Annotated in this window: 14 protein-coding genes; 6 read left to right on the top strand and 8 right to left on the bottom strand. The window is 40.2% G+C overall.

What is annotated here, in order from left to right; genetic code table 11:
• Positions 1–121: 121 nt before the first annotated feature.
• Together N8O80_RS00585 and N8O80_RS00580 are read left to right on the top strand one after the other, a co-directional pair.
• Positions 122–649, top strand: a complete 528-nt coding sequence (locus N8O80_RS00585; RefSeq protein ID WP_261026229.1) for an ECF transporter S component — start codon at positions 122–124, stop codon at positions 647–649.
• Positions 650–660: 11 nt separating this feature from the next.
• Entirely contained in the window at positions 661–1,176 is a 516-nt protein-coding gene (locus tag N8O80_RS00580) for a transcription repressor NadR (RefSeq protein ID WP_261026227.1), read from the top strand.
• Here the strand turns inward: N8O80_RS00580 and N8O80_RS00575 are convergent.
• From N8O80_RS00575 to N8O80_RS00560, 4 genes are all read right to left on the bottom strand, one after another.
• The gene (locus tag N8O80_RS00575) at positions 1,173–1,640 is read right to left on the bottom strand and encodes an 8-oxo-dGTP diphosphatase (protein WP_033681733.1); all 468 of its coding nucleotides are present in this window, start codon (positions 1,638–1,640) and stop codon (positions 1,173–1,175) included. The two genes, N8O80_RS00580 and N8O80_RS00575, sit on opposite strands and share 4 nt — an antisense overlap.
• Before the next feature lie 72 nt (positions 1,641–1,712).
• Positions 1,713–2,201 carry a GNAT family N-acetyltransferase gene (locus tag N8O80_RS00570; protein WP_020901419.1) on the bottom strand — a complete coding sequence of 163 codons (489 nt, stop codon included), beginning with the start codon at positions 2,199–2,201 and terminating at the stop codon, positions 1,713–1,715.
• 14 nt (positions 2,202–2,215) lie between these two features.
• Complete coding sequence (gene uvrB / locus N8O80_RS00565) at positions 2,216–4,204, bottom strand: excinuclease ABC subunit UvrB (RefSeq protein ID WP_020902808.1); 1,989 nt, start codon at positions 4,202–4,204, stop codon at positions 2,216–2,218.
• Positions 4,205–4,280: 76 nt separating this feature from the next.
• A complete protein-coding gene (locus N8O80_RS00560; RefSeq protein ID WP_261026224.1) occupies positions 4,281–5,234 on the bottom strand; it encodes a CPBP family intramembrane glutamic endopeptidase in 954 nt (317 codons plus the stop codon).
• A gap of 170 nt (positions 5,235–5,404) precedes the next feature.
• Between N8O80_RS00560 and N8O80_RS00555 the strand changes: the two genes are divergently transcribed.
• The 3 genes from N8O80_RS00555 to zwf all read left to right on the top strand — a co-directional run bounded on the left by N8O80_RS00555 (position 5,405) and on the right by zwf (position 9,948).
• Complete coding sequence (locus tag N8O80_RS00555; protein ID WP_261026223.1) at positions 5,405–7,570, top strand: ABC transporter substrate-binding protein/permease; 2,166 nt, start codon at positions 5,405–5,407, stop codon at positions 7,568–7,570.
• On the top strand, positions 7,570–8,310 hold the full coding sequence (locus tag N8O80_RS00550) for an amino acid ABC transporter ATP-binding protein (protein WP_078238412.1): 741 nt from the start codon (positions 7,570–7,572) through the stop codon (positions 8,308–8,310). Before N8O80_RS00555 ends, N8O80_RS00550 begins: the two co-directional genes overlap by 1 nt.
• Before the next feature lie 150 nt (positions 8,311–8,460).
• Positions 8,461–9,948 (top strand): glucose-6-phosphate dehydrogenase, encoded by a 1,488-nt coding sequence (zwf, locus tag N8O80_RS00545; protein ID WP_049501794.1) that lies wholly within the window; start codon positions 8,461–8,463, stop codon positions 9,946–9,948.
• Positions 9,949–9,992: 44 nt separating this feature from the next.
• Here the strand turns inward: zwf and ftsY are convergent, their stop codons facing one another.
• From ftsY to N8O80_RS00530, 3 genes are read right to left on the bottom strand one after another with little or no spacing between them, the layout of a single operon-like run.
• Positions 9,993–11,282, bottom strand: coding sequence for a signal recognition particle-docking protein FtsY (gene ftsY / locus N8O80_RS00540; RefSeq protein WP_261026222.1), 1,290 nt, complete (start codon positions 11,280–11,282; stop codon positions 9,993–9,995).
• A 3-nt stretch (positions 11,283–11,285) separates the two neighbouring features.
• Positions 11,286–12,104 (bottom strand): Cof-type HAD-IIB family hydrolase, encoded by an 819-nt coding sequence (locus N8O80_RS00535; protein WP_261026220.1) that lies wholly within the window; start codon positions 12,102–12,104, stop codon positions 11,286–11,288.
• Positions 12,104–12,895, bottom strand: coding sequence for a Cof-type HAD-IIB family hydrolase (locus N8O80_RS00530; RefSeq protein WP_261026218.1), 792 nt, complete (start codon positions 12,893–12,895; stop codon positions 12,104–12,106). Before N8O80_RS00530 ends, N8O80_RS00535 begins: the two co-directional genes overlap by 1 nt.
• Positions 12,896–13,125: 230 nt before the next feature.
• Between N8O80_RS00530 and N8O80_RS00525 the strand changes: the two genes are divergently transcribed.
• Entirely contained in the window at positions 13,126–13,821 is a 696-nt protein-coding gene (locus N8O80_RS00525) for a VIT1/CCC1 transporter family protein (RefSeq protein ID WP_261026216.1), read from the top strand.
• Positions 13,822–14,014: 193 nt separating this feature from the next.
• Here N8O80_RS00525 and N8O80_RS00520 read toward each other — a convergent pair whose 3' ends face one another.
• Entirely contained in the window at positions 14,015–16,003 is a 1,989-nt protein-coding gene (locus N8O80_RS00520; RefSeq protein WP_261026214.1) for an ABC transporter permease, read from the bottom strand.
• Position 16,004: the final 1 nt, after the last annotated feature.

The raw sequence follows: 16,004 nt of genomic DNA, 5'->3' as shown, positions 1-16,004 counted from the left end.
TTGAAGAGATTTTCTAAAAGTATTAACTGAAAAACGACCTATAAACTTAAGTAAATCCTTGCTTTATTGTCTTGTTTATTGTACTATACTAGTGTATATACAGTCAAAAAAGGAGATTCTTATGAATACACGAAAAAAGACACAATTTATGACAATGACTGCCCTCTTAACGGCTATTGCAATTTTGATTCCAATTGTTATGCCTTTCAAGATTGTCATTCCACCTGCCTCCTATACTTTAGGAAGCCACATCGCTATTTTTATTGCCATGTTCTTATCGCCCTTGATGGCTGTTTTTGTCATCCTAGCCTCTAGTTTTGGATTTTTGATGGCTGGCTATCCTATGGTTATCGTATTTCGAGCTTTTTCCCATATCTTTTTTGGGACTTTGGGGGCTCTTTACCTACAAAAATTCCCCGATACCCTTGATAAACCAAAATCTTCCTGGATTTTCAACTTTGTGTTAGCTGTCGTTCATGCCCTTGCTGAAGTATTAGCCTGTGTCGTTTTTTACACCACTTCCGGTACTAATGTAGAAAATATGTTTTATGTTCTCTTTGTACTAGTTGGATTTGGCACAATTATCCATAGTATGGTAGACTATACGTTAGCACTAGCTGTCTATAAAGTGCTTCGAAAACGCCGTTAAAAGGAAGAACTATGACAAAAAATCGCAAACAAGCCCTGCTCCAACTCTTGAAAGAAGCCCCTAAAGCCCTCAATGGCCAAAGTTTGGCGGAGCATTTTCATGTCACACGCCAAGTCATTGTACAAGACATTGCAATTTTAAGAGCCGATGGCGCTCCTATCCTATCCACTAATCGTGGCTACATCTATAAGCAAATTGATACCAATCCTTATGTTCACAAACTATTCAAAGTGAAACATGAAGTTGAAGAAATTGGTCAGGAACTCCTTGCTATTGTAGATAATGGAGGGCGTGTTCAAAATACCTTGATTGACCATCCAGTTTATGGAGAAATTGAAACCTTGCTTAAACTGTCTTGCCGCCGAGACGTTCAACATTTTCTAGAACAAGTCGAGCATTCTGATTTTAAACCTTTATCTGAATTGACAGATGGTATCCATTACCACCTAGTCGAAGCCGAAACACAACAAGACCTCCACTATATCGAGGAGGCCTTGGATCAGCTCGGTTATTTAGTAAAAGACTAAAAAATTTTCTTTTCCCAATCGTCTTCTGTACGGCGAGGGTAGAAAAATTCAGATTTGTCCGGAGCTTCCATCATCTCCATCAAGGGTAGCATATCATAGGCCAGATCCAAGTTTGGAATCTGGTCTTTTTGCACCCAAGAAACTTCTCCTTCATCTGAAGAGCGAAGGCTACCAGAGAACTCTGTCGCCTTATAACAAATGACAATATAGCGCCCACCTGTATCTAGTGGCCAATTCTTAATGCCTACCAGTTGAGGATTTTGGATAGTCAATCCTGTTTCTTCATAGATTTCACGAATGACAGACTCTGCGAAAGACTCGCCATTTTCTACATGACCTCCTGGAAAGGCATAACCTGACCATCGATTGTTTTCAGGAGAGCGATACTGCATAACCACGCGCTGAGTTTCGAGGTCTTCAATCAGACAAATATTTGTTAAAATCGTTAACTGGGAACGGGACATAAATTTACTCACTTTCTAATTTATTAAATTTTTAGACTTGGTACCAGTACCATTAGCTTCTACTTTTTAAAATTATTTAGAATAGAATACCATCCGTTTTTCCTTTATGGGCTTTCCAAGTTCAAGCATCTTTTCTTGTCCATCAAAAGTAAAGCCCATTTTTTGATAGAAAGCAATGGCGCGCTTATTATCTTTCAATACCCATAAGAAAATTTCAGAAAAATGATCAAGAGCAATCAAAGCTGCTTTCATTAACTTTTGTGCGATGCCTTTTCCATAATAGTCTTTTAAAACATATAAAGCAATAATTTCACCAGCTTGAATAGTCTCATCACGAAAGTTGCCATAACTTATAAAACCAACTACCTTCATACCATCCATCGCAATCAATGTATTTTCTGGATACTTTTGACTAAAGAATCGACATCTTTCTAATGTCATTGTCTCCTGAAATTCTGCAGGCAAAAGGTCATCATAAGCCACTCTCCACGTTTGCCAGTGAACGAAGGATTTACCTTCTATCTCTTCAGGAGTTTCCATTGATTTGATAATAACCGTCATTTGTTTTCTTCTCCTTAATCCAACGCCTTGACTTCCAGCATCATATCGCGAATCTGTGCAGCCAGTTCAAAGTCAAGCACTTCGACAGCTTCTTGCATTTGTTTTTCTAGTTTCTTGACAAGTTCTTTGCGTTCTTGTTTGTTGAGACTATTGATATCGACTTCTTTTTCTTCTTCCTTGGCAACTGCCTTGGTCACAGCAATCAGATCACGGATTTCTTTCTTGATTGTCTGAGGCACAATACCGTGTTCTTCATTATAGGCCATCTGGATTTTGCGACGGCGAGCAGTTTCATCGATAGCACGTTGCATAGACTGGGTAACTGTGTCAGCGTACATGATGACATGGCCTTCGCTATTACGGGCAGCGCGGCCAATGGTTTGGATGAGTCCACGTTCGTTACGAAGGAAACCTTCCTTGTCAGCATCGAGAATAGCTACTAGGCTCACTTCAGGAACGTCAATCCCTTCACGAAGGAGGTTGATTCCGACCAAGACATCAAAGACACCCAAGCGCAGGTCACGGATAATCTCCGTCCGTTCCAAGGTCTTGATATCCGAGTGCATGTACTTGACCTTGATACCCATTTCCTTGAAGTAGTCGGTTAAGTCCTCTGCCATTTTCTTGGTCAAGGTTGTGATAAAGGTTCGTTCATTCTTTTCAACACGGGCATTGATTTCACCTAAGAGGTCATCAATCTGTCCCATGGTCGGACGTACTTCCACCTCAGGATCCAAAAGCCCTGTCGGACGAATGATTTGCTCAATCACTGTCTCAGTCTGTTCATTTTCATAGTCACCAGGTGTCGCTGAAACGTAAACAATCTGGTGCACATGACTTTCAAACTCCTCACGACGGAGAGGACGATTGTCAAGAGCAGACGGCAAACGGAAACCATAATTAACCAGCATTTCCTTACGAGAGCGGTCTCCATTGTACATGCCCTTGATCTGCCCCATGGTCATGTGGCTCTCATCAATCATAATCAAGAAATCATCTGGGAAGAAATCGAGAAGCGTATAAGGTGGCTCACCTTCGCTACGTCCATCCATGTGGCGTGAGTAGTTTTCAACCCCGTTGGTATAGCCCATCTCACGCAGCATTTCGATATCATATTCTGTCCGCTGTTTCAAACGCTGGGCTTCAAGCAGTTTGCCTTCCTTCTCAAAGACAGCTAGTTGCTCTTCCAACTCGGCCTGAATCTTGGCAATGGCAACTTCCATGTGGTCGTCATTGGTCACAAAGTGAGTAGCTGGGAAAATAGCCAAATGATCGACTTCTCCCAACACCTGACCTGTCAGAGCCTCAACTTCACGAATACGGTCAATTTCGTCTCCGAAGAACTCTACTCGAAAAGCGTGTTCATCGCGGGAAGCTGGGAAAATCTCCACCACATCCCCACGAACACGAAATCTGCCCCGTTGGAAATCAATATCGTTGCGCTCAAACTGGATATCCACCAAATCATTCAAAAGTTTATCACGAGAAATTTCAAGACCTGGACGGAGACTCACGACACTATCAGCGTATTCCTTGGGAGAACCTAAACCATAGATACAAGAGACAGAGGCAACGACAATGACATCATTACGCTCCAAAAGAGCCGAAGTCGCTGAGTGACGAAGCTTGTCAATCTCGTCATTGACAGAACTATCCTTCTCAATATAGGTATCGCTAGAAGGTACATAGGCCTCAGGTTGGTAATAATCATAGTAAGATACGAAATACTCAACAGCATTTTCAGGGAAAAATTCCTTAAACTCCCCATAAAGCTGGCCTGCTAGAGTTTTATTGTGGGCAATGACCAGAGTTGGTTTATTGACCTTAGAAATGACTTGACTCATGGTATAGGTCTTCCCTGTACCAGTCGCTCCCATCAGAATCTGAGCTTTTTCTCCACCCTCGATATTATCAACCAACTGCTCGATAGCTTGGGGTTGATCTCCTGATGGTTGATATTTTGATACTAGTTTAAATTGATTATCTGTAATGCGATTGATCATAAGAATCCTCTCTCCATGTGCTATTCCTATTTTAGCATACTTACAGCATTTTCACGAAGAAAAGGACGGACAGAAGTCACATCCTTTCATTTTCTTTGTTTAATTGGTAAGCGAGATAGATAATCAGCAGTAGCAATACCAGACTTGTCATGATAGAACCTTCTATACCAAAAGAACCACCTGATAGCCAATCTTGATTGCCTTGTGGTAAAAAGGTCATCAGAGACGTTCCTGATGGTTGACCACTAACTAAAATGCCAAAGAGATTTCCTTGAGCAAAATTCCAAGCCCCATGAATACCTGCAACACCCCAAACTGTATCGGTTTTGAGAAGATAAAGAGCCATAGCAACTCCGAATAAGAAGAGATTCACTAGAGATAGAGGTGTTAAACCAGAATTCCCCATATGAAGCAGGGTAAAAAATATGCTAGATATGACAACAGCAAGTTTTAGATTGGTTCTTGAGGCCAATTGTGGAAGGAGCCATGCACGGGACACCACTTCTTCTGCTGTCCCCTGTAAAATCCAAAATGGGATAGTAAAGACGACAAAGGTAAGCGAATAAGGATTCAAATGAATGGATTCCAAACGATATTGCCCTAAGGCCACCAAACCTAACAAGGTCAGAAGAAAAAGTGCCAGACCTAGTCCAAATCCTTTCAGAAGACTGCTGAGGAAATTTTCTCTATAAAATCCCAAGGTTCGAATAGGTCTTTTCTCAACTTTTCTAGTCCATCTGAACACAGTGTTGAGAATAAAACCAAAGGCCAGCAATTCTAAAATTAAACGAAAGTCACTTGATTTATCCGTCAAGCTCTCCTGCAAGGTTTGCAAGTAGCTTGCAAGATTTTGACCAGTCTCACCAAAATTTCTAGCAAGTCCGATGAGAGCTAACAAGCTAATACCATACAAAGTATATGCAACAAACTCTCCTATAAAGACAAAAGCAAAGGCTAACAAGGGGCTTGTGTAAATGTTTAAACTCATTTTTGAAGCTTGGAAGTCTTTAAATATTCTTTTGTTCTTCATATCCCTGTCCTCTTTTCTTCTATATATACTATTATTATAGCACTTTTTAATAGCAATTCAAGAAAGAAAAGAAAAAACAATGTTACATTTTCTGACACAGAAATATAAAAATTTGCCTTTTTTTACTTTTTCTGATATAATGGGAAAATATTCGGAAAAGGAGACTAAAAATGAAGAAAAAATTTCTAGCATTTTTGCTAATTTTATTCCCAATTTTCTCATTAGGTATTGCGAAAGCTGAAACGATTAAGATTGTTTCTGATACCGCCTATGCACCTTTTGAGTTTAAAGATTCAGATCAAACTTATAAAGGAATTGATGTTGACATTATTAACAAAGTCGCTGAGATTAAAGGATGGAACATTCAGATGTCCTATCCTGGATTTGACGCAGCGGTCAATGCGGTTCAAGCTGGTCAAGCTGACGCAATCATGGCAGGAATGACAAAAACTGCAGAACGTGAAAAAGTTTTCACCATGTCTGATACTTACTATGATACAAAAGTTGTCATTGCAACTACAAAGTCACACAAGATTAGTCAGTATGACCAATTAAAAGGTAAAACTGTTGGTGTTAAAAACGGAACTGCCGCTCAACGTTTCCTTGAAAGTATTAAGGATAAATATGCCTTTAGCATTAAAACATTTGACACTGGTGATTTGATGAACAACAGCTTGAGTGCTGGTGCCATCGATGCCATGATGGATGACAAACCTGTTATCGAATATGCCATTAACCAAGGTCAAGACCTCCATATTGAAATGGATGGGGAAGCTGTAGGTAGTTTTGCTTTCGGTGTTAAAAAAGGAAGCAAATACGAGCATTTAGTTACTGAATTTAACCAGGCATTGGCTGAAATGAAAAAAGATGGTAGCCTTGATAAAATCATCAAGAAATGGACTGCATCATCTTCTTCAGAAGTGCCAACTACAACGACTGCAACTGGTCTAAAAGCAACTCCTGTTAAAGCTAAATACATCATTGCAAGTGATTCTTCTTTTGCACCTTTTGTTTTCCAAAATTCAAGTAACCAATTTACTGGTATTGATATGGAATTGATTAAGGCAATCGCAAAAGACCAAGGTTTTGAAATTGAAATCACCAATCCAGGTTTCGATGCAGCGATTAGCGCTGTCCAAGCTGGTCAAGCAGATGGTATCATAGCAGGTATGTCAGTTACGGATGCTCGTAAGGCAACTTTTGATTTCTCAGAATCATACTACACTGCTAATACTATCCTTGGTGTCAAAGAATCAAGCACTATTGCTTCTTATGAAGATTTGAAAGGAAAGACAGTTGGTGTTAAAAACGGAACTGCTTCTCAAACCTTCCTAACAGAAAATCAAAGCAAATACGGTTACAAAATCAAAACCTTCGCTGATGGTTCGTCAATGTATGACAGTCTAAATACTGGGGCCATCGATGCCGTTATGGATGATGAGCCTGTTCTCAAATATTCTATCAGCCAAGGTCAAAAATTAAAAACTCCAATCGCTGGAACTCCAATCGGTGAAACAGCCTTTGCAGTTAAAAAAGGAGCAAATCCAGAATTGATTGAAATGTTCAATAACGGACTTGCAAACCTTAAAGCAAACGGTGAATTCCAAAAGATTCTTGATAAATACCTAGCTAGCGAATCTTCAACTGTTTCAACAAGCACTGTTGACGAAACAACTATCTGGGGTTTGCTCCAAAATAACTACAAACAACTCCTTAGCGGGCTTGGTATCACTCTTGCTCTAGCTCTTATCTCATTTGCTATTGCCATTGTTATCGGGATTATCTTCGGTATGTTTAGTGTTAGCCCCTACAAATCTCTTCGTGTGATCTCTGAGATTTTCGTTGACGTTATCCGTGGTATTCCATTGATGATTCTTGCAGCCTTCATCTTCTGGGGAATTCCAAACTTCATCGAGTCTATGACAGGCCAACAAAGTCCAATTAACGACTTCGTAGCTGGTACTATTGCCCTCTCACTCAATGCAGCAGCTTATATCGCTGAAATCGTTCGTGGTGGTATCCAGGCTGTTCCAGTTGGACAAATGGAAGCTAGCCGAAGTTTGGGTATCTCTTATGGAAAAACCATGCGTAAGATTATCTTGCCACAAGCAACTAAATTGATGTTACCAAACTTTGTCAATCAATTCGTTATCGCTCTTAAAGATACAACTATCGTATCTGCTATCGGTTTGGTGGAACTCTTCCAAACTGGTAAGATTATCATTGCCCGTAACTACCAAAGTTTCAAGATGTATGCAATCCTTGCTATCTTCTATCTTGTAATTATCACACTTTTGACTAGACTAGCGAAACGCTTAGAAAAGAGGATTCGTTAATGGCAAAATTAAAAATTGATGTAAATGATTTACACAAACATTATGGAAAAAATGAGGTTTTAAAAGGAATCACGACTAAATTCTATGAAGGAGATGTTGTTTGTATCATCGGTCCTTCAGGTTCTGGTAAGTCAACTTTCCTTCGTAGCCTCAATCTTCTAGAAGAAGTTACTAGCGGTCACATCACTGTGAACGGCTATGACTTAACTGAAAAAACAACCAACGTTGACCACGTCCGTGAAAATATCGGAATGGTGTTCCAACACTTCAACCTCTTCCCACACATGTCTGTATTGGACAACATTACCTTTGCTCCTATTGAGCACAAGTTGATGACTAAGGAAGAAGCTGAGCAATTGGGAATGGAGTTGCTTGAGAAGGTTGGGCTAGCAGATAAAGCTAATGCAAATCCAGATAGCCTATCAGGTGGTCAAAAACAACGTGTAGCCATCGCTCGTGGACTAGCAATGAATCCAGACATCATGCTCTTTGATGAACCAACTTCTGCCCTTGACCCTGAAATGGTCGGAGACGTACTAAACGTTATGAAGGAATTGGCTGAACAAGGCATGACTATGATTATCGTAACCCATGAGATGGGATTTGCTCGTCAGGTTGCTAACCGTGTTATCTTTACTGCAGATGGTGAATTCCTTGAAGATGGAACACCTGATCAAATCTTTGATAACCCACAACACCCACGTCTGAAAGAGTTCTTGGACAAGGTCTTAAACGTCTAAACTCAAACTGTAAGGATTTCCTTGCAGTTTTTTTCTATCTCGTATTGGATTTTTTGATTTTTCGGAAAATTATGTTAGAATTAAGTTTATGAAATGAGATTTCCTCATACCTAGTAAGACTAGGAATAAAAATAGAAATTAGGTAGCTAGATGTCATCTAAGGTTATTGTTACAATTTTCGGTGCGAGTGGAGACCTGGCTAAACGCAAGCTCTACCCTTCCCTTTTTAGACTATATAAATCCGGCAATCTTTCCGAGCACTTTGCAGTCATTGGAACTGCTCGTCGTCCTTGGAGCAAGGAATATTTTGAATCTGTTGTAGTCGAATCCATCCTTGATTTGGCAGATAGTACCGAACAGGCTCAAGAATTCGCTAGTCACTTCTACTATCAAAGTCATGATGTCAATGATACAGAACACTACATTGCTTTGCGTCAATTGCAGGCTGAACTAAATGACAAGTACCAAGCTGAACACAACAAGCTCTTCTTCTTGTCTATGGCACCTCAGTTCTTTGGAACTATCGCAAAACACCTCAAGTCTGAAAACATTGTAGATGGTAAAGGTTTTGAACGCTTAATCGTTGAAAAACCATTTGGTACAGATTACGCAACTGCAAGCAAGTTGAATGACGAGCTCCTAGCAACATTTGACGAAGAACAAATTTTCCGTATTGACCATTATCTTGGTAAGGAAATGATCCAAAGCATCTTTGCAGTTCGCTTTGCAAACCTGATTTTTGAAAACGTTTGGAACAAGGACTTTATCGACAATGTTCAAATTACCTTTGCGGAGCGCTTGGGTGTAGAAGAACGTGGGGGATACTATGACCAATCTGGTGCCCTCCGTGATATGGTACAGAACCATACACTCCAACTTCTTTCTCTCCTTGCCATGGACAAGCCAGCAAGCTTCACAAAAGATGAAATTCGTGCTGAGAAGATTAAGGTCTTTAAAAACCTCTATCATCCAACTGATGAAGAACTTAAAGAACACTTTATCCGTGGTCAATACCGCTCTGGTAAGATTGATGGCATGAAATACATCTCTTATCGTAGCGAACCAAATGTAAATCCAGAATCAACAACTGAAACTTTTGCATCTGGTGCCTTCTTTGTAGACAGCGATCGATTCCGTGGCGTTCCTTTCTTCTTCCGTACTGGTAAACGTCTGACTGAAAAAGGAACTCATGTCAATATCGTCTTTAAACAAATGGACTCTATCTTTGGTGAGCCACTTGCTCCTAACATTTTGACCATCTATATCCAACCAACAGAAGGCTTCTCTCTTAGCCTAAATGGGAAGCAAGTAGGAGAAGAATTCAACTTAGCTCCAAACTCACTTGATTACCGTACAGATGCGACCGCAACTGGTGCCTCTCCAGAACCATACGAGAAATTGATTTATGATGTCTTAAATAACAACTCAACTAACTTTAGCCACTGGGATGAAGTTGGTGCATCATGGAAGTTGATTGACCGTATCGAAGAGCTTTGGGCTGAAAATGGTGCCCCACTTCATGACTATAAAGCTGGAAGCATGGGACCTCAAGCTAGCTTTGACTTACTTGAAAAATTCGGTGCCAAATGGACTTGGCAACCAGATATCGCCTATCGTCAAGATGGTCGCTTAGAATAAAAAAAATCCTGCAAGTTTGTACCTTGCAGGATTTTTGCTTCTGATTAGATTAAGCCTTCCAAGAGAACCTTCATAAAGTTTTCTGAGTTAAACTCTCCAATATCATCGATTTTTTCACCAAAACCAATCAATTTTACAGGAATATTAAGTTCTTCACGGATGGCTAAAACAACACCACCTCGAGCAGTTCCATCAATCTTAGTCAAGACAATTCCTGTCAAAGGGGTAATTTTTGAAAATTCTTTGGCCTGTACCAGGGCATTTTGACCTGTTGATGCATCGAGTGCTAAGAAGGTTTCATGCGGTGCTTCTGGCACAACACGCTTAATGATACGGCCAATCTTCTCCAACTCAGCCATAAGATTATCCTTGTTTTGTAGACGACCAGCAGTATCAATCATGAGAATATCGATACCTTCAGCCACTGCACGTTCCATACCATCAAAGACAACGCTGGCTGGATCAGCTTTTTCAGGTCCAGTCACAACTGGAACGTCCACACGACGGCCCCATTCAGCTAGCTGGGCTACTGCCCCTGCACGGAAGGTATCTGCCGCAACCAACATGACCTTCTTACCAGCTTGCTTGTAGCGGTGGGCTAGTTTCCCAATAGAAGTTGTTTTCCCAACACCATTAACACCAACGAAGAGCATGACTGTCAAGCCATCTTGGAAATGGATGTTTTCATCATAGTTGCCATCCTTTTCATAAAGCTCAACCAATTTCTCAATGATGACACGACGAAGTGCGTCCGGTTTCTTGGCATTTTCAAGCTTGGCTTCGTAGCGTAACTCCTCTGTTAAGTTAGAAGCGACTTGGACACCAACGTCGCTCATGATCAGCAGTTCTTCCAGTTCCTCGAAGAATTCTTCATCGACAGAGCGGAAATTAGCAAAGAAGGCGTTCAAACGAGCTCCGAAGCCTGTACGAGTTTTCTTAAGACTGCGGTCATATTTTTCCTGAACAGTTTCTTCTACTTGAGGAGTTTCTGGTTCAAGCACTTCAGAACTATTTTCTTCTACAGTCTCTAGGAGCTCAGTATTCCCTTCCTCTGTGACTTCTTCTGAGTTTGGCAATACTTCGACTTCTTCTTGATGAACCTCTACATCTGACTCTGAATCCATACTTTCTTCAACTGACTCTTGATTTTCCTCTTCTTGGAGCGCAACTTGTTCAACAACTTCAACCTCTGCTTCTTCTTGAGAAACTTCCTCAGCTTCTGTTAAGGCAGGCTCAACATCTTCTGACAAATCAAGATTTTCCAGAGCTTCTTTTACAACTTCTTCGATTTTAGGTTCTTCTTTTTTTCCGAATAGACGGTCAAATAATCCCATATCTTAATTCTCCTTTAGCACATATTCTTCGATAGCCCAGGCGACAGCTTCCTCATCGTTGGTCATAGGAGTTACCACATTTGCGACTGTCTTGACTTCAGGAACAGCATTTTGCATGGCAACACCGAGCCCTGCCCATTCAATCATAGAGAGGTCATTGGCCTCGTCACCACAGGCCATGACTTGGCTTTGGTCAATTCCAAGATGGCTGATTAGTTTTGCCAAGCCTGTTGCTTTATGAACATTCTTTGGTGACCACTCTAGCAACATTTCACGTGATTTAAAGATTTCATATTGGTCAAACAATTCTGGAGAAATCTTCTGAATAGCTGCATCCAAGGGTTCTTGAGCAAAGGCGGTCACGCATTTATTATAAGTCATTTGACTAGATAAGTCTTCAAAGTCCACTGGAACAAAAGTCAAAGCTGGATTGAATTTGGCATACAGACTTTCTTGGTCCGATTGGATTTGATAAACAGTTCCTTCTGAGATAGCATCAAGAGGCAGTGATAATTTCTCTGTTTCTTCATACAAACGTGCCACATCATCATATGAAAAGACTGTTTTATCAAGGATTTCTCCTGTATTTTTCTGAACCAAACCACCATTAAAAGTAATCGTATACTCATCTTCCTGACCGTCAGTCCCTAGCTCATGGAGAAAGAAATCCATAGCTTTTAAGGGACGACCAGTTGTTAATACGACCTTGATACCACGATCACGCGCAGCTTTCAAGGTTGCCTTGGTGCGATCCGTCAGCCTTTTATCAGTAGTCAGCAAGGTCCCATCCAAGTCCAATGCAATCAATTTTATATCTGCCATTATAAGCCCTCCATATAAGCTATAACCGACTGGTCCTTATGGTGACCAATCACAGTTTCTGCTAATTCTAAAATCTCTGGTCGTGCATTTTCAGGAGCTACAGGATGTCCCACAACCTGCATCATATGCAAGTCATTTAGATTGTCTCCAAAAGCCATGACCTGATCCATTGTGATACCAAGTTTTTTAGCTAATTCAACAATGGCCACACCCTTATCGACATAGTCCAGAACAATATCAATGGATTCAAAGCCAGTTGTCATGGCCTTAACACCAGGAACATGTTCATTAACCCAAGCTTCACCAGCTTCCAGCGTTTCTTCTGTGAAGTTGGTTGTAAATTTGAAAATGTCATCTGTGATATCTTCCAGACTCGCTACTTTTTGGATATTTTCATTATAGTGCTGACTCACTTTCAAATAGGTCTCATCAACCGTATCTAGCACATAAGAACCCTTCTTACCCGTCAAGAGCAGTTTATTGGTATCTACATAGGGTGAAGTTTTCAGCTTTTCAAAAGTTGCCAGATAAAAGTCACGAGACATGGTCGCTTCATACAAATCCTGACCTTGATACTCTACCAAACTGCCATTTTCAGCGATGAAAATAATGTCATCACGAACATCAGCAAATAATTTTTCTAGTGATAAAAATCCTCGCCCTGAAGCCACCGCAAAGTAAATCCCTTTTTCCTTGTAGGAAGCCAAAAGAGACTTGAGGCGGTCCATATCAAAGCGTCCATTCCCATCTAGGAAGGTTCCGTCCATATCCGTTGCTACTAGTTTAATCATAAAATCTTTCTTACTCCGATTAGTAAATCTACCTCCTATTATACCATAGATAAGTAGAAAAAGGACGAGTCTATCAGCTTTGCATCTCTTTTATCCTTCTCTACTAGCTAGTACTGTTTCTAACTTTTAAAAAAGCTCGTAAAATTAAAATCGTGCAACTTTTTTCAGATAATTTTAAAAGATTGATTTCCTTATATTTTTTCTTTATACTGGATAAAAAGGAGAATAATATGTCAGAAACAAATCACGAAATTGATTCAAATTTTGCAGGTCGTTTAAATATCCTACGTGCGGGTGTTCTTGGTGCTAACGATGGGATTATTTCCATTGCTGGTGTGGTTATCGGGGTTGCTAGTGCTACCAGCAATATCTGGATTATCTTTTTATCAGGATTTGCAGCTATTTTGGCCGGTGCCTTTTCAATGGCTGGTGGAGAATATGTGTCCGTTTCAACTCAAAAAGATACCGAGGAAGCAGCCGTTGCGCGTGAGCAACTCTTGCTAGACCAAGATATGGAACTAGCCAAAAAGTCCCTCTATGCTGCCTATATTCAAAATGGTGAGTGTGAAACATCAGCCCAACTTCTCACCAACAAAGCCTTTTTAAATAATCCGCTCAAGGCTTTGGTAGAGGAAAAATATGGGATTGAGTATGAAGAGTTTACCAATCCTTGGCACGCTGCCATTTCTAGCTTTGTTGCCTTTTTCCTTGGAAGTTTGCCTCCAATGCTATCAGTGACCATTTTCCCAAGTGATTACCGCATCCCTGCTACTGTTCTTGTTGTAGGCCTTTCACTCTTGGTAACTGGCTATACAAGTGCCAAACTTGGAAAAGCCCCAACCAAAACAGCTATGATTCGGAACCTCGCTATTGGTCTCTTGACTATGGGAGTTACCTTTCTGCTAGGACAACTTTTCAGCATTTAATACTCTTCGAAAATCTCTTCAAACCACGTCAGCTTCGCCTTGCCGTATATATGGTTACTGACTTCGTCAGTTCTATCTGCAACCTCAAAGCAGTGCTTTGAGCAACCTGCGGCTAGCTTCCTAGTTTGCTTTTTGATTTTCATTGAGTATAAAATACAAGAAATACCTCGATATTGAAGTCGAGGTATCTTTTTTACATTTGCACAATTTTACGATAGCTTCTAGAAGTAATCATGAAAATCAACACATAGGCGATGAGGAAGATAGCACAGATAGACAAGGTCACAATCAACATCATAGTCGTATCTATTACACCAATCACTTTTAGAATCAGACTAAGCATATGGTAGGCAAAGGCGAGATGTATGAAGGCAAAAAGCAAAGGAAGGAAGAAAACAGTTAAAACCTGTTTGTTGATGGTTTGCTTGATTTGCTTTTGATCTAAACCGACTTTCTGCAAGATAATAAAGCGCTCACGGTCTTCATAGCCTTCAGAAATTTGTTTGTAGTAGATGACCAGAACCGTTCCGACCATAAAGATAATAGATAGGAAAATACCGATAAAGAAGACACCACCAAAGAGGGCACTCATCTGAGCACTAGCATCTGCTAGATTGCTACCATACACATAGCTACCTTCAGTGTTTAATTGAGCATTAAACTTTTGTAAGTATTTTTCATATTCTTCAGCGACTTTGAGTTGTTCTTCTTCACTGATATTTACATTCATACCACCGTAAAGCTGATTATAGATAGCCGAATCTGGGAATTGGTCTAAAAATGCTTGCAAATTAGGTACAACAAGGTAATTGTAATCAGTAGTAAAAATATTAAACTGATTTGGGACATGGTTCACAATAAAATCTGTATTAAATTCTTCTTTGACAGAAAATTGATGGTTATTTAGAGTTAGAGCTTTCTGTCCTTTCAGTCCGTCATTTTTGGCAAAAAGACCGACCTCATTCCCTGATAGAGACAGTTTTTGACCAGTCATGTTTTCATAATCTTTTTGGTCAAATACCATGAAAACTGTTTTTGGTTGGACACGGTTTTGTCCTTTTTCAAACAGGGTTAACTTGGTTCCTTCTTGATTTGCAATACCAAAGTTACTGTAACGAAGCACTTCTTTCTCTTTGACACTATAAGCTTTGTCACTTGCAAACTGACTCAAGAGTTTGTCCAAGTCTTCTTTTTCAACATTCTGTCCAGTAATTCCAAAGTCATGCGGATTCATCACTTTTTTAAAGGATTCTGAGGCATTGAAAATACTAGTCGCTGCTGACATGGTTACCAAAACCATTGTTGACAAAATAGCGATAGTTGCTAGTCCAACCGCATTTTTCTTCATACGGAAAATCAAGTTGGAAACAGAGATGAGGTTATTTGGTTGGTAATAGTATTTCTTGTTTTTCTTTAAGATCTGAAGGAAAACGGTAATTCCTGCATTAAACAATAGATAAGTACCAAAGATAACCAGTAAAACAGCTAGGAAGAAAGTTGTTAAAGCTGTAAGAGGATCTTTTACTGTAAGGGCAAGATAATAGCCAATCCCTAAACTTATGGAACCAAGAATAGTTTGGAGAGGTAGGAAACGACCTCTTTTCTCTCCGCTTGCTTTCTCACGCGAGAGCTGGAGGGCATTCATACGGGCGATTCGAAGGGCATTCAGGAACATGAGGGCTAGGAAAATCAAACCGAAGACAACAAGTACTGCAATGACAACATTCATTTGGAAGGTAGCGACCAGCTCAACCTTCAATTTCATCAGTTTGAGCAAGAAAGCGAAAATTAACTTGTCAAACAAGGCTCCAATACCGATACCCGCTCCAACAGTTAGAATCCCAAATACCACTAACTCCTTAAAGGTCATACTGATTAGATGACGCTTCTCCAAGCCCAACATGCCATAAATTCCTAGTTCCTTAGAACGATTTTTCATGACAAAACTATTGGCATAGAGGACGATAATGGCTGACGCAAGGGTGACGACAAACATACCAAATCCAAGTGTAGCCTGAATCGTTGTCCCTCCACGAATTTCCGCAATCTTGGGATTGAAGGTTAGGGAATAAAAGAGATAGGTGACGGTGACTGCCAAGAGAACAGCCAGCGCAAAAGGATAGTAGAGTTTGCGGTTTTTAATCAAGTTCGATACCGCTAACTTATTGGTTAATCGAAACATA

Source organism: Streptococcus mitis (genome assembly GCF_946190155.1).
Taxonomy (GTDB): domain Bacteria; phylum Bacillota; class Bacilli; order Lactobacillales; family Streptococcaceae; genus Streptococcus; species Streptococcus mitis_CL.
This window is presented reverse-complemented; position numbering and strand designations above follow the sequence as displayed.